Origin of the sequence: Pseudomonas sp. SAS7 (assembly GCF_052112345.1) — a bacterium.
Lineage (GTDB): Bacteria > Pseudomonadota > Gammaproteobacteria > Pseudomonadales > Pseudomonadaceae > Aquipseudomonas > Aquipseudomonas putida_Q.
Map to the genome: position 1 here is coordinate 1 of NZ_JBEGGO010000021.1, position 24,459 is coordinate 24,459.

A 24,459-nucleotide genomic window follows, 5' to 3' on the forward strand; every position below is an offset into this window, starting at 1 on the left:
CGCGGTGGATGGCACCGGCTTCGCCGGTGTTCGCGCTAGCGCTTAGGTGCTATGCAAGGCAGTTGCCCCCATAGGTACTGCATAAGCCTGAAGCCTGCGCGAACCTGTAGGACCGTACTCCCCGGGCATATTGCTGCCTACAGCGTCAGCGGGTAGCTGACGATCAGTCGCGTCTGGTCAAAATCGCTGTTGAAGCTACGCCGGTTGGTGGCGTTGTTCAGGCGGATGTTGAGGTTCTTCAACGCGCCGCTCTGGAACGTGTAGTTCACCTCGGTATCACGCTCCCACTCCTTGCCATTGCTGCCCGCCGCCGTGGTGGCATTTTCGCCATGCCCGTAACGCACCATGGCCAATAGCCCAGGCACACCCAGCGCGGCAAAGTTGTAGTCGTAGCGCACTTGCCACGAGCGCTCGTCGGCATTGCTGAAGTTGCCGTTGAACATGTCGTTGCCCAAGGTGCGCCCGCTGCTGCCGTACACCGACATCCACTGGCTGTCGCCACTGACTTTCTGCAACCCCAGGTACAGTGTGTGGCCACTGTGCGAAGCTGAGAGCAAGGCGTAGCCCGTGCGGCTCTGGATATCGCCGATGCGCGCCTGGCCGTCATCACGGTCGATGAAGTAACCCAGGTTGGCCCCCAGCGTCCACTCGCCCACTCGCTGGCTGTGCAGCAGGTTGAAGTAGCTTTGCTGGTAGATGTCCTCCAACTGCGAATGCCACGCGCCGATCAGGGTGCGCTGCTGGTTGAAGCGGTACTCGGCGCCGACGTAGTTGAAGCCGTCCGAGGTGACCCCAGGCGCGGCCCAGGCAGAAAGGTCCTGCATATCGGACGAGTTGCGCAGGCTGACCTCGCGGTACTGGCCGGCTTGCAGGCTCAGGCCTTCGATTTCCCGCGAGTCGAGCATGGCGCCACGGAAGGTTTGCGGCAGCAGGCGGCCATCGTCGTAGCGCAGCAGCGGGATATCCGGCAGCAGCTCACCCACCTTCAGCTCGGTCGATGAAATACGCAGCTTGGCCGCCAGCCCGGCGCGGCCATAATTGTCGGCCGCACGCCCGTCGTCGTGCACCGGCAGCAGTTCGGAGCCGCTGGTACCACGGCCACTGTCCAGCTTCACGCCGAACATGGCTATGCCGTCCAGGCCAACACCAATTAGCCCCGGGGTGTAGCCAGAGCTGAACTTGAGGATGAAGCCTTGGGCCCATTCTTCGACTTTGCTCTTGGCCGCACCCGGGTCACGGAAATCGCGGTTGAAGTAGTAGTTGCGCAGCGTCAGCCCGGCCTTGGCATCCTCAAGGAAGCCCCCCTCCTCGGCCCAGGCCGGCAAACCCAGGCCAAGCGCCAGCGAAACCGCCAGGGCTGAACGGGCCAGGGTGCAGTTTGTGTGCATCATTATTATTGTTCTCCGCGTTACTTGGGCGCAGCCGCCCCCCGCAGGCTGCCCAGAGCCCGTGGTCGAATGGCTGCATGAATGCCCGGCCTGGGCCGGGCGCTACTCAGTGGCTCAATGCATCAGAACGGATACTGGCGCGGCACGTGCTGCACGCTTACCCAGTGATCGCGGGTGAACTCGTCGATGGCCCAGTCCCCGTTGAAACGGCCAAGCCCCGAGTTCTTCTCACCGCCGAACGGCGCGTTGGCCTCGTCGTTCACCGGGATGTCGTTGATGTGGCTCATGCCTGCACGCACCTGGCGGGCAAAGCGCACGGCACGCTCCAGGTTGCGGCTGAACACCGCGCTGGAAAGGCCGAACTCGCTGGAATTGGCCAGCTCCAGGGCATGCGCTTCGTCACGCGCGCGCAGCAAGCCCACCAAGGGGCCGAAGATTTCGTTACGCGCAAGGTCCATGTCGACGGTGACCTCGCCATACACATGCGGCGCCAGCAAGTTGCCGTCGACCCCGCCCTCGTACAGCGGCTCGGCACCTTCGCCGCGTGCCAGGCTGATCTTGTCCAGCAGGCCTTGCAGTTGCCGGGCATTGATTACCGGCCCGATCACCGTAGCTGGCGAGTCCGGATCGCCTACCACTAGTGCCCTGACACGCTCGACGAAGCGCTGCGCAAAAGCGTCGTAGAGGCTGTCGTCAACGATGATCCGGTTCACCGCCATGCAGATCTGCCCCTGATGCAGGAACTTGCCGAACACGGCAGCATTCACCGCCTGTTCAAGGTCGGCATCGTCCAGCACCACGAACGGGCTGTTGCCGCCCAGCTCCAGGGCAACGTGCTTGAGGAATTCGCCACCGCTGGCAATACGGCCAATGCCACGCCCCACCGGGGTGGAGCCAGTGAAGGTGATCAGCGCCGGCACCGGGTGCTCGACAAAGGCATCACCGATATCGCTGCCCGCGCCGACCACCACGCTGAGTACGCCGGCTGGCAGCCCTGCCTCTTCGAAGATGCGCGCCAGCAGCAGGCCGCCGCACACCGGGGTGTCGCTGGCGGGCTTGACCACCACGGCATTGCCCAGCGCCAGCGCCGGGGCAATCGAGCGCTGGGTCAGGTGCAGCGGGAAATTCCACGGGCTGATGACCCCGACCACACCCAGGGCACTGCGGTACACACGGCTTTCCTTGCCCGGCACGTTGGACTCGACAATGCGCCCATGCACCCGCGACGGGAACGATGCCGACTCCAAAGCAATTGCCCGCGCCGCGCCCCACTCCAGTTGCGCCTTGAGCCGGGTACTGCCGGATTCGCGGATGATCCAGTCGATGATCTCGTCGCGGCGACGATCAAATATCGCCACCACTTCGTACAGTACCGCCGCGCGTGCGGCGGGGCCCAGTGCCGCCCATTTTGACTGGGCCCGGGCTGCAGCCTGATAGGCGGCATCCAGGTCGGCACGACTGGCCTGTTGAACCTCAAGCAACAAGTCGCCGTTGTATGGGTTGTACACATTCAGGGGCTTGCCGGCACTACCGGCGCGCCACTCGCCGGCAATCGGCAGCAGTTGAAGGTCTTGATAACGAGGGCAATTGGCAGACATACAAGGCTCCTTGGTCAGCACGTAGGTTTGTTGGCAGCTTCAGGCTCACTGGCCTGTTGTGGCGCACGCACCTGGATGAAGGCGATGGCCAGCGCACCGATCACCCCAGGCAGGGCGAAGGCGAGGAAGTTTTGCTGGATCGGCAACTGCAACGACAGCAGGGTGCCACCCAGCATGGGCCCGGCGATGGCGCCGAGGCGGCCGATACCGGCAGCCCAGCCCACCCCGGTGGAGCGGATGTGCGCCGGGTAGGCGATAGAGGCATAGGCATGGATTACTGCCAGCGTGCCGATGGTGGTAGCGCCGGCGATCAGCAACAGCAGGTTCAGCAACAGCGGGCCCGGGTTGAGCCCCAGCGCCGCCAGCGACAGCGCTGCCAGCACGAAGAACAGCGCCAGCGTGCGCTGCACCCCCAGGCGGTCGGCGAGCCAGCCACCAAACAATGCACCCACCGTGGCGCCAATGTTCAGCGTCACCAGAAACGCCAGGCTCGAGCCCAAGGGGTAGCCACCCTGCGCCATCAGCTTGGGCAACCAGGTGTTGAGGCCGTAGCTCATCAACATGCACATGCCGAACGCCACCCACAGCAACAAGGTGGCCAGGGCCTGACCACGGCCGAACAACTGCGCCAGGCGCGCCTTGCCTACCGGTTGGTCGCTGCCCGCCAAGCGTAGCTCGGTACCCGGGCGAAACGCAGGGTCGACCTTCGCCAGCAACCGCTCAAGCTCGGCACGGCGCCCCTTGAGTTCAAGAAACGCCGCCGACTCCGGCAGGTAGCGCAGCATGAACGGCACGGCCAGCACCGGCAGCACCGCCACATAGAAGACAGCCTGCCACCCCCACTGCGGGATCACCGCGATCGCCAGCAAGGCCGACAGCACTGCCCCTACCGAATAGAAGCTGGACATCACGGTGATCATGGTGCTGCGCCGCCCTTGCGGGGCGAATTCGCTGATCAGGTTGACGGCGCTGGGTACCAGCGCGCCCAGGGCCAGCCCGGTCACCAGGCGGCAGGCACCGAGCTCCAGCGGGGTTTCTGCATGCCCGGTCATGAACGCCGCCAGGCTGGCCAGCAGTGTGGTGAGGATGATCAGCTTGCGCCGGCCGAAACGGTCGGCCAGTGGCGCCAGCAAGGTACCGCCGAACAGCATGCCGAACAGCGCACAGCTGCCGAGCGTGCCGGCTTCGATGGCGCTGAGTTGCCATTCCTGCATCAGGCGGGGCACCACCGAGCCGTAAATCACCATGTCATAGCCGTCGAACAGCATGATGAAACAGCCCCACAGCAGTATCAGCAGGTGCGTGCGATTGAAGGGTGCAGCATCGATCACTTCACTTACGGAAGTCGTCTTCATAGCCACCTCGGTTCTTGTTTTTGTGGGTGTCGCGTGGTGTGCGTGTGTGTCGGGTTCAGGGCTCGATGGTCTGGGTCGGCACTTCGATCAGCACTGGCCGGTCACCTTCCAGCGCTTCACGCAAGGCCTGGGCGAACGCGCTGCCGGTGGCCGCATGCACCGCCTGCACGCCATAGCCACGGGCGATGGCGCAGAAGTCCAGGCCTGGCACGTCCAGCCCGGGCGCATCGTTGACGTCCAGCACATCGGCGAACCAGCGCAACGCGCCGTAGGTGCCGTTCTTGAGGATGATGAACACCACCGGGATGTTGTATTGCGCGGCGGTCCACAACGCGGTGATGCCATAGTTGGCCGAGCCGTCGCCGATCACGCCGATCACCCGCCGGCCAGGCGATGCCAGCTGCACGCCAACTGCTGCTGGCAGGCCAAAGCCCAGGCCACCGGCTGCAGGGAAGAAATAGCTGCCGGGCTCACGCATTTCCACGCGGCGCCAGAACGCCCCCACGGTAGAGGTGGACTCCTTGACGTAGATGGCGTCCTTGGGCGCCAGGGCGTTGAGCACGTCGAACACTGTTTCAGGGCGCAACAGGCCACCGTCATCCGCCACCGGTTCAGCAGCAGGCAAAGCGGTGGGCATCGGCCGCACGCTCTGCGGCACGCCGTCCAGCACGGCTTCGAGGCTAAGCGCGATGTCGCCGACCAGGGCGTCGCCCATGGGCGCGCGCGCCGCCTCGCCCGGGTCACAGGTCAGGTGTAGCAGCTCGCAGCCGGCCGGCAGGTAGTTGCCTGGGGCGAACTGGTGGTAGCGGAACACCGGAGCCCCCACCACCAGGACCAGGTCGTGCCCGGCCAAATTGTGGCTGATGCCGGCAATGGCTGCCGGCAATACCCCGCGGAAGCACGCATGCCGAGTGGGGAACGGGCAGCGAGACGCCGAAGGCGCGACCCAGGCAGGCATGCGCAGCTTCTCGGCCAACTGCACAGCCAGGCCATTGGCGGCGCTGCCATCGACATCCGGGCCCAGCACCAGCACCGGGTTGCGCGCCGCTGCCAGGCGTTCGCACAGGTGCTGCAGCTGCGCCGGCGACGGCAGCCCGGCACTGCTCACCTGGCGCCGTGCCAGGTGCTCGACACCGCTTGGCGCTTCACACGACCAGTCGTCGTATGGGATCGACACGTACACCGGCCCGCGTGGTGGCAGGCTCGCGGTGTGGATCGCCTGGCTCAGGGCACGCGGCACGTCCTGCGCGGCAGCAGGTTCGTGACTCCACTTGACCAATGGTTTAGGCAACTGTGCGGCATCGACATTGGCCAGCATCGCTTCTACACCGATCATCGAGCGCACCTGCTGGCCGGCGGTAATCACCAGCGGGCTGTGCGAGTACCAGGCATTGGTGAGGGCGCCCATACCATTGCCGGTACCGGCAGCCGCGTGCAGGTTGACGAAGGTGGGCTGGCCGCTGGCCAGTGCGTAGCCATCGGCCATGCCGACCACGGCGCCTTCGTGCAGGCCGAGGATGTAGCGGAAATCCTCCGGAAAGCCCTTGAGAAACGGCAGCTCGTTGGAGCCGGGGTTGCCGAAGATGGTGGTCAGGCCATGCTGGCGAAGAATGTCGTAAGTGGCGCCGTGAACAGTTTTCATAAAGCCCCTTGCAGCTTGTTTTTGGAATTCGGGTTACTTTTGCAGCCACGGTCAGATTGATCAAATTGATACTATCTTTACTAAAAATAAAACCTATCTATGTGAAGCCCGCGCCCCATGAGCCACATCGACCTGAACCTGATCCGCACCTTCGTCACCCTGTACGAGGCCCGCAGCGTCACCCTTGCCGCCGAGCGCCTGTTCGTCACCCAGCCCTCGGTCAGCTATGGCCTGGCCCGCCTGCGCGAACTGTTTGACGACGCCCTGTTCAGCCGCACGCGTGACGGCATTCAGCCGACGTTTGTTGCCGAGCAGCTGTACGGCACCCTGCGTGACGCATTGACGCGCATCGAAGGTGCCGTGCAGAGCACCCGCCAGTTCGACCCCGCGACCACCGAACGCAGGTTTCGCATCGCCCTTTCCGACCTTGGCGAAATGGGCTTCTTGCCGCTGATTCTGGCGCGCCTGAACCGCGATGCCCCGCAGGCTGAAGTCGAGGTGCTGCCACTGCAGGTCGACCAGGTGGGCGACTGGCTGGCCAGCGGCAAGATCGACGCCGCCATCTGCCGCCCCCCGGTGCCGGGCACGCGTAGCCAGGTACTGATGCGCGAACGTTATGTATGCCTGCTCAGTTGCGACCACCCACGCATCGGCAATGAACTGAGCCTTGAGCAGTTCATTGCCGAGCGCCATATCAGCGTTACCCGTACCACGGGCCACGGCAGTGTCGAAGACGTGCTCACCAGCATGCAGTTGCAGCGGCGCATCAGCCTGCAGGTGCCGCACTTCTCGGTGCTGCCGAAGATCATCCCGGGCACCGACCTGCTCGCCGTGCTGCCGGCACAGATCGGCCGGCTGTTCATGCAGGACGGGGGTTTGAAAATGCTTGAGCTGCCGTTCCAGGTTGCCGAGTTCAATGTGTCGCTGAACTGGCACCCCAACAGCGACAACTCCGCCGCCCTGCAATGGTTCTACGCCACGGTCGCCCAGGCGATCATCGACGGCCAGGCTTAGGCGTCGGCCAGCACTGGCGGCGCGGGCCTGGCCGCCGGGCGCAGCAACAGCAGGCAACCGGCGGCAAGCACGAATACGATGGCAAACACCCCGTACAGGTCCAGCGGTTGCCAGCCGCCATCGAGCAACACACCGGCCACGGTCGGCGACAGGATTGCGCCCATGCGGCCGATGCCGATGCCCCAGCCCACGCCGGTAGCGCGCACCGAGGCGTCATAGACCACCGGCGACAGGGCATACAGGCCGGCCACGCAGCCGTTGGAGAACAGCCCGATCAGCAACCCCAGCGCCAAAGCGGCACTGACCGACGCGCCATTGACCACGAACAGCACCAGCAGCGCCGCGGTGATCAACATGAACAGCGCCAGCACGCGGGTGAGTGGCCAGCGCGAAGCCAGGCCACCGATCAGCGCCGCGCCGAGGATGCCGCCGACACTCAGCAGCACCCCGCCGGTAATGCCCTGCTGTGCCGACAAGCCAGCGGCCACCAGCAGTTTCGGCGTCCAGCTCATGACGAAGTAGAAGCCGAACATGACCAGGAAAAACAGCAACCAGATCACCAGTGTGGTGCGGCGCATGGCAGGTGCCAGTAGCTGCCGGAAGCCGCGGGCGGCGCCCGGGTCCCTTGCTGCGGGTGTTGGCAGGTGTGCCAGCGCCGGCTGGCCAAGGCGCACGGCCAGGCGGTTGACCCGTGCCAGGGCATTGGCCGGGCGACGCGCCAGCAGAAAGTCCAGCGACTCCGGCAGCCACAACAGCACCAGCGGGATCACCAGCACGGTGACAATGCCGCCAAACAGGAACACCGAGCGCCAACCCCAATGCCCCAGCAGCCATACCGCCAGCAAACCGCCCAACGTCGCGCCCAGGGCATAACCGGTTGACTGCAGGCTCACCGCCAGGCCACGCCAGCGCTTGCTGGCGTACTCACTGGCAATCACGTTGCTGCTGGCCAGGATACCGCCGATGCCCAGCCCGGTCAGGCCACGCAGCAGCGCCAGTTGCAACGGGCTCTGGCTCATTGCCGAGAGCAGCATGCCGATGCCGGAAAGCGTCAGGCACAGCAGGATCAGCGGGCGACGGCCAAAGCGGTCGGCCCACGGCGCGATGAACAACGAACCGGCCGCCATGCCGAACAGGCCGGCGCTGAGCAGTAGCCCCACCTGTGCGCCGTTCAGGTTCCACTCGGCGGACACCGACGAGGCAGTGAAGGCCATGACCAGTACGTCAAAGCCATCGATCATGTTGAGGACGATGCAAATACCAATGGCCAGGTACTGGAAGCGGCCCATCGGGTCGTTGTCCAGGCGTTGCTTGAGATCGGTATTCATGGAGTCACCTGCCAGTTGGCCACAGGCGGGAGGACAGATGCGCACGCGCAGGCAAGACGGGGGGAACCCTGACAGTTCCGGGCCGCTGGAGAGCCATTCATGACTGAACCCTTTTTGTAATTGTTATTGCATACGGCAGGAGGGCTCCGGCCGTTGTCAGGCGCTAATCAATCAGATAATGGATCCATAAACAACAGGTCGCATTTGATCACTCCGAGAAAATCACCCATGGCGAAGGTTGGAAATGGATGATCAGTAGGTTTTCATCTCATTTATCAACAGCTTGATGATTTAGTATCTAATCCAATTTTCGTTCGTTTATCGAACACTACAGTTTTATGGATCCATAAAACACCAAAAAACCACACCTGGTACTCAAGGACTTAGCTGCCATGAACAAATCTTCATGTTCCCCGCCAGCGCCCTGATTGCGGGGCGAACAGCCGTTATCCACCCACCGCCAGCCGCCGCTCGCCTTGAGGGCGCGGTAGGTGTTGCGTAGCATCCCCGGCCCGATCGCGCGCCCGCACAGCCACCGCGATACCTGCAAAAAAGAGCTACTGATGCCACAACCCATCCCCCTCAAGGACCACGAAAAGGAAAAGCACCTGGTCAATCGCCGGCTCCTGGCCTGCGCCATCCTGGTCTTCAGCCTGGTCGCCGTGCTGGTGGGGCGGCTGTATGTATTGCAGGTGCTGCAGCACGACCAGCAGACCGCCGTGTCGGAAAACAACCGCGTGCACGTGCTGCCCATCGCCCCCGAACGCGGGCTGATCTACGACCGCAACGGCGTGGTGCTGGCCGACAACAAACCCAGCTTCGACCTGACCATGACCCGCGAGCGGGCGGGCGGCGACTCGGCCAAGGTGCTCGACACCCTCACCCAGGTGCTAGGCCTGACCGAAGACGACCGCAAGCAGTTCGACAAAGACCTGCGCCGTGGCCGCAAGCCGTTCGAACCGGTGACCCTGATGGTGGGCCTGAGCGAAGAGCAGATCGCCCTGGTTGCGGTGAACCAGTTCCGCCTGCCGGGCCTGGAGGTGGAGCCGCAGTTCATCCGCGAATACCCGCTGGCTGGGCATTTCGCCCACTCGGTAGGCTACGTGGGGCGCATCAACGAGAAAGAAGCCAAGGTCCTGGACAGCACCGAGTACCGTGGCACCCAGTCAATCGGCAAGACCGGTATCGAGCACTTCTACGAAAGCCAGCTGCATGGCCACGTGGGCTACGAGGAAGTCGAGACCAACGCCCAGGGCCGGGTGATGCGCGTGCTCAACCACAAGGCCCCGACCCCGGGCCAGGACATTGTCCTGACCCTGGACGCCTACTTGCAGGTGGCCGCAGAAAAGGCGCTGGGCGACCGCCGTGGCTCGGTGGTGGTACTGGACCCGGCCAACGGCGATGTGCTGGCAATGGTCAGCAACCCCAGCTTCGACCCCAACCTGTTCGTCAAGGGCATCAGCTTCAAGCAATATGCCGAACTGCGCGATTCCATCGACCGCCCGCTGTTCAACCGCGTGCTGCGCGGCCTGTATGCCCCGGGCTCGACGGTGAAGCCGGAAGTGGCCATCGCCGGCCTCGACAGCGGCGTGATCACCCCCGGCAGCCGGGTGTTCGACCCGGGCTATTACGAGCTGCCCAACTACGACCACAAGTACCGCAACTGGAACCGCAGCGGCGACGGCTGGGTAGACATGTACACCGCCATCATGCGGTCCAACGACACCTACTTCTACGACCTGGCGCACAAGCTGGGCATCGACCGCCTGCATGACTACATGGCCGAATTCGGCCTGGGCCAGAAGGTGTCGCTGGACATGTTCGAGGAAGCCTCCGGGCTGATGCCGTCGGCCCAGTGGAAGCGCGCCACCCGGCGCCAGGCATGGTTCCCGGGCGAAACGCTGATCCTGGGCATTGGCCAAGGCTACATGCAGGTCACTCCACTGCAGCTGGCCCAGGCCACCAGCCTGCTGGCGAGCAAGGGCGTGTGGCATCGCCCGCACCTGGCCATGACCGTGGGTGGCGATGCGCCGGTGGACCCCAACCCGATGCCCGATATCGTGCTGCACGACAAGCATGCCTGGGACCAGGTCAGCCAGGGCATGCAGATGGTCATGCACGACCCGCGCGGTATTGCCCGCGCCGCTGCGGCAGGCGCGCAGTACCGGATCGCCGGCAAGAGTGGTACCGCGCAGGTGGTGGCAATCAAGCAGGGTGAACGTTACAACCGCAACAAGACCCTGGAGCGCCACCGCGACAACGCCCTGTTTGTCGGCTTTGCACCGGCCGACCACCCGAGTGTGGTGGTGGCGGTGATGATCGAGAACGGTGAGGCTGGGGGCCGGGTGGCGGGGCCGGTGGTGCGCGAGGTGATGGATGCTTACCTGCTGGATGAGCAAGGGCATCTGAAGCCGGAGTATGCGGGCGGGGTGCCTGCTCGGGGGGTGCCGCACACTTGAGATTGCCGGGGCCGCTTCGCGTCCCATCGCGACGCAAGGCCGCTCCTACCCGTCCTGCGTTGGCCAGACAGGCGCCCAAAATAAAATAATAGTATAAGAATATGAATTCTTATTCTTTTTTTGAAAAGAGTAATCATTTATAACTTTCCCAACTGTACAGCAGCCAACACCCGGCCAACTGTCTGCAGCGCAACACCCGATCAACAGAAAACGCCCGCACGGCAACACCCGCGCAGACACGAATTTGCGCTAACCCGTTGATCCCAAACAACATTAGAACCAGGCACGACGATTGCTCAAGCAAAGTCCCGCTCAACCAGAACCGGAGACCTGCCCATGAGCACCCCACTGAACGTCGTAGCCCTGTCCGGCGGTACTTCCCGCCCATCGCGCACCCTGGCCCTGACCGAGGCGATCCTCGCCGAACTGGCCGAACACCTGCACATCAAGCCGCACCTGATCGAACTGGGCGACATCGCCCGCCCGCTGGGCAGTGCCCTGTGGCGCAGCGAGCTGCCCGAAACCGTCGAACAGCAACTTCGCCTGGTGGAAAAGGCCGACCTGCTGGTGGTAACCACCCCCGTATACCGTGGCAGCTTCACCGGCCACTTCAAGCACTTGTTCGACCTGATCGGCCAGGACGCCCTGGTCGACACCCCGGTACTGCTTGCCGCCACCGGTGGCAGTGAACGCCATGCACTGGTGCTCGACCACCAGCTGCGCCCGCTGTTCAGCTTCCTGCAGGCCTTGACCCTGCCCATCGGTGTGTTCGCCAGCCAGGCGGAGCTGGCCGACTACCGGGTCTCCAGCGATGCCCTCGCCGCCCGTATCCGCCTGGCCGCCGAACGCGCCGTGCCGCTGTTCGGCGCCCACCACGCACTGCGTAAAAGCGCCTGAGGAGCGGCCATGAATGCACCTGTAAATACCCCCCTGCGCCCGGCCTTGGCCATCGCCCGCGAACTGGCCGGGCAGTTTGCCCAGACAGCCGTCGAGCGCGACGAGCGTGGCGGCACGCCGAAAGCCGAGCGCGATGCCTTGCGTGACAGCGGCCTGCTGTCGCTGGTGATCCCGCAGGCCTTCGGCGGCCAGGGCGCCAACTGGCACGACACCTTCGCGGTGGTGCGCGAGTTCGCCCGGGTCGACAGCTCCATCGCCCATGTATTCGGCTTTCACCACCTGATGCTGGCCACCGTGCGCCTGTTCTCGCGCCCGGACCAATGGCAGCCGTGGTTTGAACAGACCGCCCGCAAACAGTGGTTCTGGGGCAATGCCCTTAACCCGCTGGACACGCGCACGGTGGTCAAGCACTTTGACGGCTGGTGCGAGTTCTCTGGCAAGAAAAGCTTCTGCTCCGGCGCCAGCGATTCGGAAATGCTGATTGCCTCGGCGGTGGACGAACGTGCCGGCGGCAAACTGCTGATCGCCGCCATTCCCAGCGGCCGCACCGGCATCAGCCTGCACCGCGACTGGAACAACATCGGCCAGCGCCAGACCGACAGTGGCAGCGCCACGTTCGAACGGGTGCGGGTGGAGCACAATGAACTGCTGCTCGACCCAGGCCCCCTGAGCACGCCGTTTGCCGCCCTGCGGCCGCTGATTGCCCAGCTGCACTTCGCCAACCTGTTCCTCGGCATTGCCGAGGGCGCCTTCGACGAAGCCCGCCACTACACGCTGAAGGAGAGCCGGCCGTGGTTCCGCTCCAGCGCCGCCAGCAGTGCCGAAGACCCTTACGTGCTGCGCCATTACGGCGAGTTCTGGGTCAGCCTGGAAAGCGTGCGCCTGCTGATCGAACGGGCCGCACGCCAACTGGACGCCGCCTGGGCCAAGGAGCATGCGCTCACCGCCGAGGAGCGCGGCGACCTGGCACTGGCCATCGGTACCGCCAAGGTCGCCGCCAGCCGCCACGGCCTGGACATCTGCAACCGCCTGTTCGAAGTCACCGGTGCCCGTGCCACCCATGCCTCGCTGCGCTTCGATCGGCACTGGCGCAACCTGCGCACGCAAACCCTGCACGACCCGGTGGACTACCGCATTCACGAACTCGGCGAGTGGGCCCTCAACGATAAACGCCCTACCCCATCCTTCTACTCCTGAGGACTGCCCATGCAACTGCTGACCCTCCCCCCGTCACCGACACTGGCTACCTCGATCAGGGCGACCGCACAGGTCTTCGAAGACCCCAGGTCGCAGGCGCTGCTCGCCCACTTGCAACAGGTCGCCCCCAGCGAGGCCAGCGTCCTGATCATTGGCGAAACCGGCACGGGCAAGGAGCTGGTCGCGCGCCACATCCACAACCTCAGCGGCCGGCGCAACGGGCCGTTCGTTGCGGTCAACTGCGGCGCGTTCTCTGAGTCGCTGGTGGAAGCCGAACTGTTCGGCCATGAAAAAGGCGCCTTCACCGGCGCCCTGTCGGCCAAGGCCGGCTGGTTCGAGGAGGCCAACGGCGGCACGCTGTTCCTCGACGAAATCGGCGACCTGCCGCTGCCAATCCAGGTCAAGCTACTGCGCGTGCTGCAGGAGCGCGAGGTGGTGCGGCTCGGGTCGCGCAAGAGCATCCCGATCAACGTTCGGGTATTGGCCGCGACCAACGTGCAGCTGGAAAAGGCCATCAACGCCGGGCATTTCCGTGAGGACCTGTACTACCGGCTGAACGTGGTGACCTTACAGTTGCACCCGTTGCGCGACCGCCCGGGTGACATCCTGCCGCTGGCCCGGCACTTCATCCGCAGTTACAGCGACCGGCTGGGCTACGGGCCGGTGGAACTGAGCCCCAAGGCCCAGGCCAAGCTGGTGGAATACAGTTGGCCGGGCAATATCCGCGAGCTGGAAAACGTGATTCACCACAGTTTGCTGACCTGTGGCGACGGTACGATACAGGCACAGGACCTGCGTTTGTCCAACCTGCGCATCGAGCGGCAAGAAGAAGAGCCGGCAGGCAATGGTGTGGAGGACTTGCTGCAGCGGGCGTTCAGCCGGTTGTACGAGGAGCAGTCGGGCGACCTGTACGAGAAAGTGGAAAACGCCCTGCTGCGCTCGGCCTATCGGTTCTGCCATTACAACCAGGTGCATACCGCGCAGTTGCTGGGGTTGTCACGCAACATCACGCGCACGCGGCTGATTGCCATTGGCGAGCTGGTGGTGAACAAGCGGCGCGGGCAGGAACAGCAGGTGCTGGACAACCGGGTAGTGCGGTTGTCGATCTGAGGCCTGGTAGTGCATGTGTAATTTAGGCAAACACAAGCCCTGTAGGAGCAGCCTTGTGCTGCGAAGAGGCCATCGCAGGCAAAGATAATGTTTAGCCTTACCGGCCTCTTCGCAGCACAAGGCTGCTCCTACAAGGTGATGCGGCAGCCTGAGTGATGGTGCAAGACAGCTGCTCCCATAAAGGGCCTCGTAAAGATTGAGCGCTGCGCTGTACCTGTGGGAGCGGGCGTGCCCGCGAAGGGGTCAGGATGCCGTGCGCGGCATCAGCTCATACGGGTGCTTCCACCCTGGCAGCGCCTGGATCCGCGCCTTCCACGCCTCGATATGGGCGAACTGCGCCAATGGAATACCGGTGTCTTCCGGCATGAATACATACCCCGCCAGCGACAGGTCGGCGATGGTGAGCCGGCCGCCAACCATGAACGGCGTCTTCGCCAGATGCGCGTCGACAATGCGATAAGCCGCCGTCGCACGCTCACGAAGAAACCGGGTCACGTCCGTTTCGCCGGTGTTCTTCAGGCAGAACAGAAAGCGCAGCGCGGCGTAATAGCTGGTGAACTTGTGGTTGTCGAACAGCATCCAGCGCCAGATCTCGCGCTTTTCGTCATCGTCACGCGGGCCGAACTGGCCGGTCTGTTCGGCAAGGTATTCCAGTATCAGCGCAGACTGGGTGAAGGTTTTGCCCGCGTGCTCCAGCACCGGCACCTCGCCCTGCTCGTTCACTTCGTCACGCCAGGTTTGCTCCCGGGTCTGGCCATGGAAGAAGTCGACAAACACCGGCTGCCAGTCCTGGCCCGTGAGTTCAAGCATCAGCGCAGCCTTGTAGGCGTTGCCGGATTCGGCGAAGCAATGCAGCTTGTAGTCGGGCATGGTGGGACCTTCAATTTCCTTTGAATGATCATGTAGCACGAGCAAATCACGCCCGGAACGGAACGGTCAATGCCCTCAGCCAAAACATCCCATTCCCCGTCCCTCCCGTCATAGTCCCCGCCCAACCGTCAATGCCATAGTGGAGAAAACAACACGGATAAAGACCATGTACAGAAACACCTCTACCCCCGCGGACGACAACGGTTGCGGCTGGTTCCACCTCAGCCCGCCGCGCCAGCCACGCGTTGCGCACCGGGGGCGGAGCGAGGCGCGCTGGGTGGTGCTTGGCGCGGGTTTCACCGGCCTGGCCGCTGCGCGCCAACTGGCCCTGCATCACCCTGACGACGAAGTGATCCTGGTCGACGCCCAGGAAGTCGGCTTCGGCGCCTCGGGGCGCAACTCCGGGTTTGCCATCGATCTGCCCCACGACATTGGCGCCGCCGACTACATCGGCGACCTGCCCACGGCGCGGATGAACCTCAAGCTCAACCTGCGCGCGCAGGCGATCTTGCGCGGGTTGATCAACCAGCACGGCATCGACTGCCAGATCCGCCCGGACGGCAAGTACCAGGCGGCCGTCGAAGACAAAGGCCTGGCGGTGCTCGAAGCCTACCGCAGCGGCCTGGAAAAACTCGGCCAGCCTTACCAGATGATCGATACCCGCGACCTGCCCGAGCACTTCGGCACCAGCTTCTACCGCAAGGCGCTGTACACCCCGGGCACCCAGTTGCTGCAACCCGCGGCCCTGGCCAAAGGCCTGGCCGACAGCCTGCCGGGCAACGTGACCCTGCACGAACGCACCACCATCACCCACATCGAGCACGGCCGGCGCATCACCCTCAAGCACGCCAACGGTGAGATCGTTGCCGACCAGCTGTTGCTGACCAACAATGCCTTCGCCTCGTACTTCGGCTTCCTGCCTGGCCGCCTGCTGCCAATCTTCACTTACGCCAGCATGACGCGCCCGCTGACCGAGGACGAACAAGCCCGCCTGGGCGGCAAGAACACCTGGGGCATCATCCCGGCAGACCCGTTCGGCAGCACCCTGCGGCGCACCCCGGACCAGCGCCTGCTGGTGCGCAACAGCTTCAGCTTCAATGCCGACGGCCGCGCCAACCCACGCCACATCGCCCGTGCCGGGCGCCAGCATCGCGATTCGTTCGAGCGGCGCTTCCCGATGCTGTCGGGCATGGCGTTCGAATACACCTGGGGTGGCTCGATGTGCCTGTCGCGCAACCACCTGTCGCACTTCGGTACCCTCGCCCCCAACGTGCATGCGGCGCTGTGCTGCAACGGCCTTGGCATCACCCGTGGCACAGCAACCGGCACCCTGCTGGCTGACTGGCTGAGCGGCGAACGCGACGAGCTGATCGACTTTCTGCTCGGATCCGCTGGCCCCAATCGCAACCCGCCGGAGCCGCTGCTGAGCGCGGGCGTCAACCTCAACCTGCACTGGGGCCAGCGCCGCGCCGGCCTGGAAAGCTGACCAGGAGGCACCATGCATAGCCTTGGCATTCTCGGGGTGGGCGAACTCACCGAAAAAGTGGTCATCGGCCTGCGCCGCAGCGGTTTCGAGGGCCCCATCCTGCTGTCACCGCGCAATGCGCAACGGGCAGCCCTGCTGGCCCAGGAGCACGGTTGCCAGGTGTTGCCGAGCAACCAGGCCGTGGTCGACCAGGCAGAACTGGTGATCCTTGGCGTGCGCCCGCATTCGCTCGCCGAACTGGCAGAGGACGTACACCTGCGCCCTGGCCAGCGGCTGGTTTCCCTCGCCGCCGGGGTCAACCTTGCGCAGCTGTCCGCGGCTTTCCCAGGCGCCCTCTGTGTGCGTGCGATGCTGTCGTATGCGGCGCAGTACAACCAGTCCACGGTAGTGGTGTGTCCGCCCGATACGCTCACCACACAGTATCTGGGGCCACTGGGCAAACTGGTGGTGCTGCACGGCGAGCCAGAATTCGAACTGGCCACCGTGGCGGCGTGCATGAATGGCTGGTTCTACTTCCTGCTGCACGACCTGCAGCAGTGGCTGATGGACAAAGGCCTGCCCGCAGCCGAAGCGCGTGCGCTGGTGCTGGGTAATCTGCAGGACTGCGTGGCCAGTGCCGCGCAGCAGCCGGAATACACGCTCAAGGCCTTGGGCCAGGCCATTGCCACGCCGGGCACCTTTACTGCCGATGGCCTGGCGGTGCTGATGCATCAGCCGGTAAGCGCCACCTGGGGCGCGGCATGCGAGGTGGTGCTGGACGGGTTGTTGACGCGGTCAGGGCTGGCCGGGCACTAAGCGTCACAGGGCCGACGACAGCATCGTCGGCCCCGCCTGCGGCTACAGCTGCCGATACACCCGCGTCGTATCCTCCTCAACGCCTCAGCCGCGTCTGCGCACCACCTCCACCCTCCGCACCACCCACTGTCATCCCATCCCATGACTCGTCCGAGCCGTTATAGGGCGCCCGCGCAGGCCGGTGCCATAGTGCCGCCACGTTAGTGCACCACATAACAACAAGAGGTAAGCCGTATGTCCGTTTCCAAACGCTCCGTAGAAGATGCGCCGCTCAACGGGTTCCACCGCAAGCTGACGGTCTATTCCGCTGGCGGGCCTTTTCTCGATGGCTATGTACTGAGCATCATCGGCGTCGCCATGCTGCAAATCACCAACGCCTTGCAGCTGTCGGCCCTGTGGGAGGGGCTGATCGCCGCGTCAGCTTTGATCGGTGTCTTTCTGGGTGGTTTTCTCGGTGGCTGGTTCACCGACAAGTACGGGCGCAAGGTGCTGTACCTGGTCGACCTGGTCGCCATCGTCGGTTTCTCGGTGGCGCAGTTCTGGGTCGAGTCGGCCTGGGCCCTGTTCGCCTGGCGGTTGCTGATCGGTATCGCGGTCGGTGCCGACTACCCGATCGCCACGTCGTTGCTGGCCGAGTTCCTGCCACGCAAGCAGCGTGGGCCGTTGCTGGCGGCCATGGTGCTGATGTGGTTTGCCGGTGCCGCCGTGGCCTATATGGTCGGCGAACTGCTGCTGCGCGTAGGCGGTGAAGACGGTTGGCGCTATGTATTGGCCAGCGCCCTGATACCCGGTGCGCTGTTCCTGGTTGCCCGCAGTGGCACACCAGAATCGCCTCGCTGGCTGCTGAGCAAAGGCCGAACCGCCGAAGCCGACGCCGTGATCAAGAAAGTCTACGGGCCCGACTACTCCATTGCCGACCTGCCAGAGCAGACCAGCGACAAACCGGTGTCGGTGTGGTCGCTGTTCCACTCTGGTTACGGCAAGCGCATGGCCTTTGTCACCCTGTTCTGGACCTGCGCGATCGTGCCGCTGTTCGCCATCTACTCGTTCGCCCCCAAAGTGCTGCAGGCACTGCAACTGACAGGTGACTGGGCGGCCTTTGGCTCCATCGCCATCACCTTGCTGTTCACCCTGGGCTGCCTGCTGGCCACCAAGCTGATCAACCGCCTGGGCCGGCGCAACATGCTGATTCACAGCTTCCTCTGGTCGGGTATGTCGCTGGTGCTGCTTGGGGTGTTCCCGGATTCCTCGCCAACGACCGTACTGGTGCTGTTCGGCGCCTATGCCGTACTGATCGGCGGCGCCCAGGTGCTTGAGTATGTCTACCCCAATGAGCTGTTCCCGACCGAAATCCGTGCGTCGGCGGTGGGGCTGGCTACTTCGTTGTCGCGCATCGGCGCGGCCGTGGGCACGTACCTGGTGCCGATATCCCTGGCCTCCTACGGCATTGCCAACACCATGTTCGCAGCGGCACTGATCTCGCTGTTCGGCGCCCTGATTTCCTGGTGGCTGGCCCCCGAGACCAGCAAGCTCGACCTGCAGCAAGCCGCGGCGCTTGGTAACCCCACCCGCACCTCTACCGCTGCCAAACCCGCTGTTCGTAAAGCCTGAAGGAGCCTTTTCGTGAACCAAGTACTGACTGTCGTGCGCAATGCCCCCCTCGCGTCGCTGGGTGCCCCTGCCCCGGCCCGCCTGCCGATCGGTGAACCCGTCGCCCAGGCCGCCACCGCACAGGACCAGACCGACGAAGCCGTCGGCGCCAGCATCGGCGTATGGGAAAGCAGCCCGGGTGTGTTCCGCCGGCACCTGAAAAACCGAGAGTTCAGCCACATTGTCAGCGGCTGGTGCACCTTCACCCCAGACGGAGGCGAGCCACTAGAGCTGCGCGCCGGCGACGCAGTGCTGTTCCCGGAGAACTGCGAGGGTGTCTGGGACATTCGCGAAACCCTGCGCAAGACTTACGTGCTGTTCTAAGGCACGCCAGCTCTGACACCCACGCGGTCCCTGTAGGAGCGGCCTTGTGTCGCGATGGGCCGCAAAGCGGCCCCGGCAATCTGTGCTGAATGTGCGATCCTGGGGCTGCTCTGCAGCCCTTTCGCGACGCAAGGCCGCTCCTACACCTGACCGCGATAACTTGTTAGAGCTCCGGGTCCAACCCCACCTTGTCGCCATGCCAGTCAAACCGCTCCACTTCATGCCTGCGCTTGCGGAAGCTATACGGCGTCTCGCCATACTGCTTGCGGAACCACAAGATAAAGTGCGACGCATCGGAAAACCCACAGGCCAAAGCAATGGTGGTGATGTTCTGGCTGGTGTTCACCAGCAACCGCCGAGCATGATCCAGGCGCAGTTTGCGCCAGTAGTTGGCCGGTGGCTCCTGGGTATTGGCCACAAATTCGCGGTGCAACTGCCGAGGGTGGGTGCCCACCGCTTCAGCGACGGCCTTGAGCGTCATCGAGGCATCCAGGTTGGCGCGCATGAAGCTGATCGCCCGCTGAACGCGGTCGTTCAGGTACACGCATTCGCTGGCCGCCTTGTCCTGCTCTTCGGCGCGCTCATCCACCAGCAGGTACTCCAGCCCCTTCTGCGCCCGCACTGCGCCGCAATGCCGGCGGATCAGGCTGGCCGCCAGGTCGATGGCCGTGCCGCCCGGGCAGGTGATGATGCCGCGGTCGTCCACGTAGCTCTTGTCGATCACCGCCGTGGCCAGTGGAAAACGCTCCTTGAACTCGTCACGCAAGGTGAAATGCAGCGCACAGCGCCGGCCATCGAGCAGCCCGGCTTTGCCCAGCACGAACGACCCCGAGCACAGGGCGATGATCGGGATATTCGCCGCATGCACCTCACGCAGCGCATCCAGCAGCCAGGCCGGCGGATTGCGGGTTTCGTCCAGCAGGCCACCGGCCAGCACCACATAGTCGTACTGGGCAAACAGGTTAAGCGGCTTGGTCGGCGAAATGGGCATGCCGCAACTGGCGGTGATCGGCTGGTCGTCCAGCGTCATCCAGTCCCACTGGCAGAACACCTGCTGGCTGCGGAATGACTTGTCCGCAGCAAAGCGCAGCGAGTCCACCAACCCCGCCACCGGCACCAGGGTGAAGTGGTTCATCAGCACGAAACCTACCCGTAGTTCGGGCTTGACCTGCGCAGTGATGACGGGGGCTTGTACCGGTTGTTCTTGTTGTTCGGCAAACATGGACGCTGGCCTCGTTACATCGGTAATGGCGTCATTCTAAAGCGCGCCCTGCGTCCGTCATATCATATGCATCCCCACAAATAGGAAATGCGTGACAAAAGGCGGCGTCGTTCTATCAATTGTCATGGCTGTAATATCAGCGCACTCGCCCGGCTGAGCATCATGTAGGCACAAGACAAACATGCTCAGAGGCACCCCTCATGTACCGTGGATTCTGGTATGCCCAGGCGCTTGACCTGGACAACGACCTGGCCCCTGCCCTGCAGGACTCGATTCAAGCCGACGTGTGCATCGTCGGCGGTGGCTTCCTTGGCCTGTGGTCGGCCATCCGCCTGAAACAGGCGCACCCGGAAAAAACCATCGTCATCGTCGAGCGCGACCGCTGCGGCTCGGGTGCCAGCGGGCGCAACGGTGGCGTGGCCACCAACTGGTGGGGCAAGTACCTGTCGGTGCGCACCATCTGCGGGGATGTCGAGGCGCGGCGCATCTGCGAGGCGGCCGAGTCGGCCATCGACGAGATCGGCAGCTTCTGCCGGGAGCACGGCATCGACGCCCAGTACCGCAAGGACGGCTGGCTGTGGACGGCCACCAACCAGCGGCAGATGAACTCGTGGCGCGTACTCACCGACGGCCTGCAGAAACTCGACGTCAACCCGTTCCAGGAACTGGACCGCCAGACCATTCGCGGCCGCGTCGGCTCGCCACTGGTGCTGGGCGGCATCTTCGACCCCAACGCGGCCACTGTGCAGCCCGCCATGCTGGCCCGCGGCCTGCGCCGCGTGGCACTGAAGCTGGGCGTGCAGATTTTCGAGAAATCGCCGTTCACTCACCTGCAGCGCGGCAAGCACCCTGTGGTGCACACCGCCAAAGGCCATGTAAAAGCCAACCACGTGGTGCTGGCGCTCAACGCCTGGGGCGCGCAATTCCCCGAGCTGCGCCGGATGATCGCGATCATGTCCAGCGACATGGTCGCCACCGCGCCGGTCAAGGCCAAGCTCGACGCCATCGGTTTCAGCGGCGGCGAATGCATGACCGACTCGCGCACCGTGCTCAACTACTGGCGCAACACCCCGGACGGTCGCGTGGTGTTCGGCAAGCCGCTGGGCCAGTTCGCCTATGCCGGGCGCATCGGCAACCTGTATGAAAAACCCTCGCCGGCCGCCGACAAGGTCGCTGCCGAACTGCGCCGCCTGTACCCGCAGTTGCAGGATGTACCGGTGGTTAGCAGTTGGACCGGGCCAATCGACCGGGCCATGAAGGGCCTGCCCAACTTCGGCTACCTCGACCATCACCAGACCGTCAGCTACGGCATCGGTTTTTCCGGCAACGGCGTCGCCACCACGGTGTTTGCCAGCCGCATCATCAAGTCGCTGGCCACCCATGCCAACGACGAGTGGGCCAACTGTGGCCTGGTCAACCAGAAGATGAAGCTGCTGCCGCCAGAGCCGTTGCGCTTCTTTGGCGCGCATCTGGTTCGCGATGCACTGGTGCGCAAGGAATCGCTGGAAGACCACGACCAGGATGCCGGCTTCATCACCCGCCAGCTTGTGGGCATGGCGCCCGCCGGTTACGTGCCCGCGCAGAAAAAATAAGGACAAGACCGTGAGCGAACATATCGTCTTCCTTGACGACGAAGGCCTGGCGCCTTCCACCCGCCTCAAGCGCCCCGACTGCGATCACACCTGGCAGCAGTACGCCTACACCCACCCCGACCAGATGCTTGAGCACCTGAAAGACGCGACGGTGGCGCTGACCTGCAGCGTACCCCTGCGCGAAAAGCACCTGCGCCAGTTGCCCAGGCTGAAGATGATCTCGCTGGCCCTGACCGGCCGTGACATCGTCGATGTCGACTACTGCGAAGCCCACGGCATCGAAGTATCGAGCGTACCGGGCTATGCCGCCAACACCGTGGCCGAGCACAGCCTGGCGATGATCCTTGAACTGTTCCGCCGCCCGGCCGCCTTCACCCGCCTGATGCGCCAGGTGCATGCCGGCGACAAGCCGTACCAGAACATCTACTTCAACCACCGCATTCGCGATGTGCGTGACAAACAGCTGGCGATCATCGGCAGCGGCCCGATTGCCCTGCGCCTGGCGCACCTGGCGCGGGCATTCGGCATGCAGGTGCTGTTCGAAGACCGTGGCGGCAAGCGCAAGGGCACCGATTGCCGGCCACTGGCCGAGCTGCTGAAAAGCTGCGATGTACTGTCGATCAACTGCCCGCTCACACCAGAAACCTACAACCTGATCGATGTCGACCAACTGGCGTTGATGAAGCCCGATGCCATCGTGGTCAACACCGGCCGCGGCGGTGTGGTCAACGAAGCGGCGCTGATCCAGGCGCTGCAACAGGGACGCTTGGGCGGCGTGGCGCTGGATGTGGTGGAAGTGGAGCCGCTGCACCCGAGCAACCCGCTGTTCGAGCTGATCGACCGCGACGACTTCCTGCTCAACCCGCACATCGCCTGGAGCAGCGAAGACGCCATGCAGCAACTGATGGACAGCGCCGTGGACAACATCAGCGACTTCGTCGCCCGCCAGGTTTCTGAAAAAAGGATTCGCACTGCATGACCCGGGGGAAGACCACCTACCAGTTGGCCTGACCCTGCCTCGGGGCCCGCGCGGCGGCCCCGACAATCTCCAGCCAGCTAAGGGAACTACCCGCCCCCCCGGCCCTCTTAAACACTGAGTGGTTTATTTCCCTGTGCTTCACGCTATTGGAGAACTCGACATGCGCCACCTACTCCTCGCCCCTGCGCTGCTGCTCCTGCTGCCTGCTGGTGCTGCCCTGGCCCGCGTCGATGCGGGCGACGTCGCCACCTCAGCCGGTGTTTCCGCTTCGCTTTATTCGACCTTCAAGGACGACAAACGGATCATCCCGGCCCGTGACGAGCTTTCTGCCTTCGTCGCAAGCGGCGGTGCGATCCGTGGCGCCTATGTTGAGTCGGCGCTGGAACAGGCGCGCAAGGATCATCCGGGGCTGCAGGCCAATGATGAAGAGCTGGCCAGGGCTATTCTTTCCCAGGATGACCGTATAGCCGATCATTGAAGTCAGCCAGTACCGGCCTCTTCGCGGGTAAACCCGCTCCCACAGGGACTGCACAGCGTTCAGATCTAGTGCGTTTCCTGTGGGAGCGGGTTTACCCGCGAAGAGGCCGGCACAGGCGACTTCACCCCCAGCCATCCATGCGCATGGTCGCCCTGACCAGGCGCTGCTCTTCCTGCTCGATCTCCCGCAAACTGTCGCGTATCCCGTTGATATGCTCACGCGCCGCCCGCTGCGCCTGCTCTGGGAGTTGCTCCATCACCGCGTGATACAGCCGCGCATGCTGCCGATCAATCTGGCGTTTCTGCGCCGGGCGGCAGTACAGGTTGTTGACCGACGCAAACACGGTGCTCAAGGTCAGGTCACTGAGCGATTGCAGGGTATGCACCAGCACCGGGTTGTGCGACGCCTCGCTGATCGCTCGGTGAAAGGCATGGTCACGGCGGGCGTGCTCACGGGCGTCCAGCGCCTCTGCCGCCTCGTGGGCAGCCAGCATTTCTTCATAACGCCGGCGAATCAGCAAGCGGTCGACCTCGGTGGCGCGTAACGCCGCCAGCCGCGCCGACTCGGCCTCCAGCAACGCCCGCACCTCCAGTAGGTCGAACAGCGTGCGTGGCTGGGAGCTGAACAGGTGCATCAACGGTGTGGCGCCCGCCTGCCCCGTCAGGTCGGCGACGAACGAGCCTCGCCCCTGCTCGGTGTCGATGATGCCGCGCCCACGCAAAATGCGTAGCCCTTCGCGCAGGGCCGAGCGTGAACAACCCAGCTTCTCTACCAGCCGCCGCTCCGAAGGCAGGGCCTGGCCCACCTTCAGCACGCCGTCGACGATCAGCCGCTCGACCCGCTCGGCCACCTGGTCGGCGACCTTGGCCTTGCCATCAGTAACCACTGCGCACCCTCCTGCTGGTAGGACCAGTTAGACCACCTGCTCCAATCTAGCCGGGTAAACCCATCAATAACCAGTACCCCGAAGAAAAACTGGTAGGACCAGTGCCTGCCATGCTCGACCGCTGATGCTGGCGCGCGCAGGCTGCAACGGTGACCGCTTTGCCAACAACAACAAAAACCGTTGCCGAGT

20 protein-coding genes are annotated in these 24,459 nt (G+C 64.1%); 12 read left to right on the top strand and 8 right to left on the bottom strand.

The window, feature by feature from the left end; translation table 11 throughout:
- Positions 1 to 137: 137 nt before the first annotated feature.
- From ABI582_RS25810 to mdlC, 4 genes are all read right to left on the bottom strand, one after another.
- Positions 138 to 1,391: an OprD family porin gene (locus tag ABI582_RS25810; RefSeq protein ID WP_442120661.1), complete on the bottom strand. Its 1,254-nt coding sequence runs from the start codon at positions 1,389 to 1,391 to the stop codon at positions 138 to 140.
- 119 nt (positions 1,392 to 1,510) lie between these two features.
- Entirely contained in the window at positions 1,511 to 2,986 is a 1,476-nt protein-coding gene (locus tag ABI582_RS25815; RefSeq protein WP_442120662.1) for an aldehyde dehydrogenase family protein, read from the bottom strand.
- A gap of 14 nt (positions 2,987 to 3,000) precedes the next feature.
- Positions 3,001 to 4,341, bottom strand: a complete 1,341-nt coding sequence (locus ABI582_RS25820) for an MFS transporter (protein WP_442120663.1) — start codon at positions 4,339 to 4,341, stop codon at positions 3,001 to 3,003.
- 55 nt (positions 4,342 to 4,396) lie between these two features.
- Positions 4,397 to 5,983 carry a benzoylformate decarboxylase gene (gene mdlC, locus ABI582_RS25825; RefSeq protein WP_442120664.1) on the bottom strand — a complete coding sequence of 529 codons (1,587 nt, stop codon included), beginning with the start codon at positions 5,981 to 5,983 and terminating at the stop codon, positions 4,397 to 4,399.
- Between the two features lie 117 nt (positions 5,984 to 6,100).
- Between mdlC and ABI582_RS25830 the strand changes: the two genes are divergently transcribed.
- Positions 6,101 to 6,997, top strand: a complete 897-nt coding sequence (locus ABI582_RS25830; protein WP_016499165.1) for a LysR family transcriptional regulator — start codon at positions 6,101 to 6,103, stop codon at positions 6,995 to 6,997.
- On the opposite strand, the gene ABI582_RS25835 is transcribed toward ABI582_RS25830, so the two are convergent.
- Complete coding sequence (locus ABI582_RS25835; RefSeq protein WP_442120665.1) at positions 6,994 to 8,325, bottom strand: MFS transporter; 1,332 nt, start codon at positions 8,323 to 8,325, stop codon at positions 6,994 to 6,996. The genes ABI582_RS25830 and ABI582_RS25835 overlap by 4 nt on opposite strands.
- A gap of 563 nt (positions 8,326 to 8,888) precedes the next feature.
- On the opposite strand from ABI582_RS25835, the gene mrdA reads away from it, so the two are divergent.
- The 4 genes from mrdA (at position 8,889) to sfnR (ending at position 13,988) form a co-directional block, all read left to right on the top strand.
- A complete protein-coding gene (gene mrdA / locus ABI582_RS25840) occupies positions 8,889 to 10,784 on the top strand; it encodes a penicillin-binding protein 2 (protein ID WP_442120666.1) in 1,896 nt (631 codons plus the stop codon).
- Positions 10,785 to 11,120: 336 nt separating this feature from the next.
- On the top strand, positions 11,121 to 11,681 hold the full coding sequence (msuE, locus tag ABI582_RS25845; RefSeq protein ID WP_016487602.1) for an FMN reductase: 561 nt from the start codon (positions 11,121 to 11,123) through the stop codon (positions 11,679 to 11,681).
- A 9-nt stretch (positions 11,682 to 11,690) separates the two neighbouring features.
- On the top strand, positions 11,691 to 12,878 hold the full coding sequence (locus tag ABI582_RS25850) for an acyl-CoA dehydrogenase family protein (RefSeq protein ID WP_442120667.1): 1,188 nt from the start codon (positions 11,691 to 11,693) through the stop codon (positions 12,876 to 12,878).
- A 9-nt stretch (positions 12,879 to 12,887) separates the two neighbouring features.
- Positions 12,888 to 13,988, top strand: coding sequence for a sigma54-dependent transcriptional activator SfnR (gene sfnR, locus ABI582_RS25855; protein ID WP_197898477.1), 1,101 nt, complete (start codon positions 12,888 to 12,890; stop codon positions 13,986 to 13,988).
- 243 nt (positions 13,989 to 14,231) lie between these two features.
- On the opposite strand, the gene ABI582_RS25860 is transcribed toward sfnR, so the two are convergent.
- Entirely contained in the window at positions 14,232 to 14,858 is a 627-nt protein-coding gene (locus ABI582_RS25860; protein ID WP_442120668.1) for a glutathione S-transferase family protein, read from the bottom strand.
- A 166-nt stretch (positions 14,859 to 15,024) separates the two neighbouring features.
- Between ABI582_RS25860 and ABI582_RS25865 the strand changes: the two genes are divergently transcribed.
- From ABI582_RS25865 to ABI582_RS25880, 4 genes are all read left to right on the top strand, one after another.
- Positions 15,025 to 16,344 (top strand): NAD(P)/FAD-dependent oxidoreductase, encoded by a 1,320-nt coding sequence (locus ABI582_RS25865; protein ID WP_442120669.1) that lies wholly within the window; start codon positions 15,025 to 15,027, stop codon positions 16,342 to 16,344.
- Between the two features lie 12 nt (positions 16,345 to 16,356).
- On the top strand, positions 16,357 to 17,139 hold the full coding sequence (locus ABI582_RS25870; RefSeq protein WP_442120670.1) for an NAD(P)-binding domain-containing protein: 783 nt from the start codon (positions 16,357 to 16,359) through the stop codon (positions 17,137 to 17,139).
- A gap of 234 nt (positions 17,140 to 17,373) precedes the next feature.
- Positions 17,374 to 18,750: an MFS transporter gene (locus tag ABI582_RS25875; RefSeq protein ID WP_442120671.1), complete on the top strand. Its 1,377-nt coding sequence runs from the start codon at positions 17,374 to 17,376 to the stop codon at positions 18,748 to 18,750.
- 12 nt (positions 18,751 to 18,762) lie between these two features.
- Positions 18,763 to 19,113, top strand: coding sequence for a cupin domain-containing protein (locus tag ABI582_RS25880; RefSeq protein ID WP_442120672.1), 351 nt, complete (start codon positions 18,763 to 18,765; stop codon positions 19,111 to 19,113).
- Between the two features lie 163 nt (positions 19,114 to 19,276).
- Here the strand turns inward: ABI582_RS25880 and ABI582_RS25885 are convergent, their stop codons facing one another.
- Positions 19,277 to 20,335, bottom strand: a complete 1,059-nt coding sequence (locus ABI582_RS25885) for a GlxA family transcriptional regulator (RefSeq protein WP_442120673.1) — start codon at positions 20,333 to 20,335, stop codon at positions 19,277 to 19,279.
- Positions 20,336 to 20,535: 200 nt separating this feature from the next.
- Between ABI582_RS25885 and ABI582_RS25890 the strand changes: the two genes are divergently transcribed.
- From ABI582_RS25890 to ABI582_RS25900, 3 genes are all read left to right on the top strand, one after another.
- Positions 20,536 to 21,927 (top strand): NAD(P)/FAD-dependent oxidoreductase, encoded by a 1,392-nt coding sequence (locus ABI582_RS25890; RefSeq protein WP_258909209.1) that lies wholly within the window; start codon positions 20,536 to 20,538, stop codon positions 21,925 to 21,927.
- 10 nt (positions 21,928 to 21,937) lie between these two features.
- A complete protein-coding gene (locus ABI582_RS25895; RefSeq protein ID WP_442120674.1) occupies positions 21,938 to 22,906 on the top strand; it encodes an NAD(P)-dependent oxidoreductase in 969 nt (322 codons plus the stop codon).
- A 160-nt stretch (positions 22,907 to 23,066) separates the two neighbouring features.
- Positions 23,067 to 23,384 (top strand): DUF2388 domain-containing protein, encoded by a 318-nt coding sequence (locus tag ABI582_RS25900; protein WP_016487609.1) that lies wholly within the window; start codon positions 23,067 to 23,069, stop codon positions 23,382 to 23,384.
- A gap of 121 nt (positions 23,385 to 23,505) precedes the next feature.
- Here the strand turns inward: ABI582_RS25900 and glcC are convergent, their stop codons facing one another.
- The gene (glcC, locus tag ABI582_RS25905; protein WP_197898485.1) at positions 23,506 to 24,270 is read right to left on the bottom strand and encodes a transcriptional regulator GlcC; all 765 of its coding nucleotides are present in this window, start codon (positions 24,268 to 24,270) and stop codon (positions 23,506 to 23,508) included.
- Positions 24,271 to 24,459: the final 189 nt, after the last annotated feature.

Bases quoted from the DNA above. Each gene is read 5' to 3' on its own strand.
- ABI582_RS25810 (WP_442120661.1), bottom strand. From the start codon at position 1,391: ATGATGCACACAAACTGCACCCTGGCCCGTTCAGCCCTGGCGGTTTCG.
- ABI582_RS25815 (WP_442120662.1), bottom strand. From the start codon at position 2,986: ATGTCTGCCAATTGCCCTCGTTATCAAGACCTTCAACTGCTGCCGATT.
- ABI582_RS25820 (WP_442120663.1), bottom strand. From the start codon at position 4,341: ATGAAGACGACTTCCGTAAGTGAAGTGATCGATGCTGCACCCTTCAAT.
- mdlC (WP_442120664.1), bottom strand. From the start codon at position 5,983: ATGAAAACTGTTCACGGCGCCACTTACGACATTCTTCGCCAGCATGGC.
- ABI582_RS25830 (WP_016499165.1), top strand. From the start codon at position 6,101: ATGAGCCACATCGACCTGAACCTGATCCGCACCTTCGTCACCCTGTAC.
- ABI582_RS25835 (WP_442120665.1), bottom strand. From the start codon at position 8,325: ATGAATACCGATCTCAAGCAACGCCTGGACAACGACCCGATGGGCCGC.
- mrdA (WP_442120666.1), top strand. From the start codon at position 8,889: ATGCCACAACCCATCCCCCTCAAGGACCACGAAAAGGAAAAGCACCTG.
- msuE (WP_016487602.1), top strand. From the start codon at position 11,121: ATGAGCACCCCACTGAACGTCGTAGCCCTGTCCGGCGGTACTTCCCGC.
- ABI582_RS25850 (WP_442120667.1), top strand. From the start codon at position 11,691: ATGAATGCACCTGTAAATACCCCCCTGCGCCCGGCCTTGGCCATCGCC.
- sfnR (WP_197898477.1), top strand. From the start codon at position 12,888: ATGCAACTGCTGACCCTCCCCCCGTCACCGACACTGGCTACCTCGATC.
- ABI582_RS25860 (WP_442120668.1), bottom strand. From the start codon at position 14,858: ATGCCCGACTACAAGCTGCATTGCTTCGCCGAATCCGGCAACGCCTAC.
- ABI582_RS25865 (WP_442120669.1), top strand. From the start codon at position 15,025: ATGTACAGAAACACCTCTACCCCCGCGGACGACAACGGTTGCGGCTGG.
- ABI582_RS25870 (WP_442120670.1), top strand. From the start codon at position 16,357: ATGCATAGCCTTGGCATTCTCGGGGTGGGCGAACTCACCGAAAAAGTG.
- ABI582_RS25875 (WP_442120671.1), top strand. From the start codon at position 17,374: ATGTCCGTTTCCAAACGCTCCGTAGAAGATGCGCCGCTCAACGGGTTC.
- ABI582_RS25885 (WP_442120673.1), bottom strand. From the start codon at position 20,335: ATGTTTGCCGAACAACAAGAACAACCGGTACAAGCCCCCGTCATCACT.
- ABI582_RS25890 (WP_258909209.1), top strand. From the start codon at position 20,536: ATGTACCGTGGATTCTGGTATGCCCAGGCGCTTGACCTGGACAACGAC.
- ABI582_RS25900 (WP_016487609.1), top strand. From the start codon at position 23,067: ATGCGCCACCTACTCCTCGCCCCTGCGCTGCTGCTCCTGCTGCCTGCT.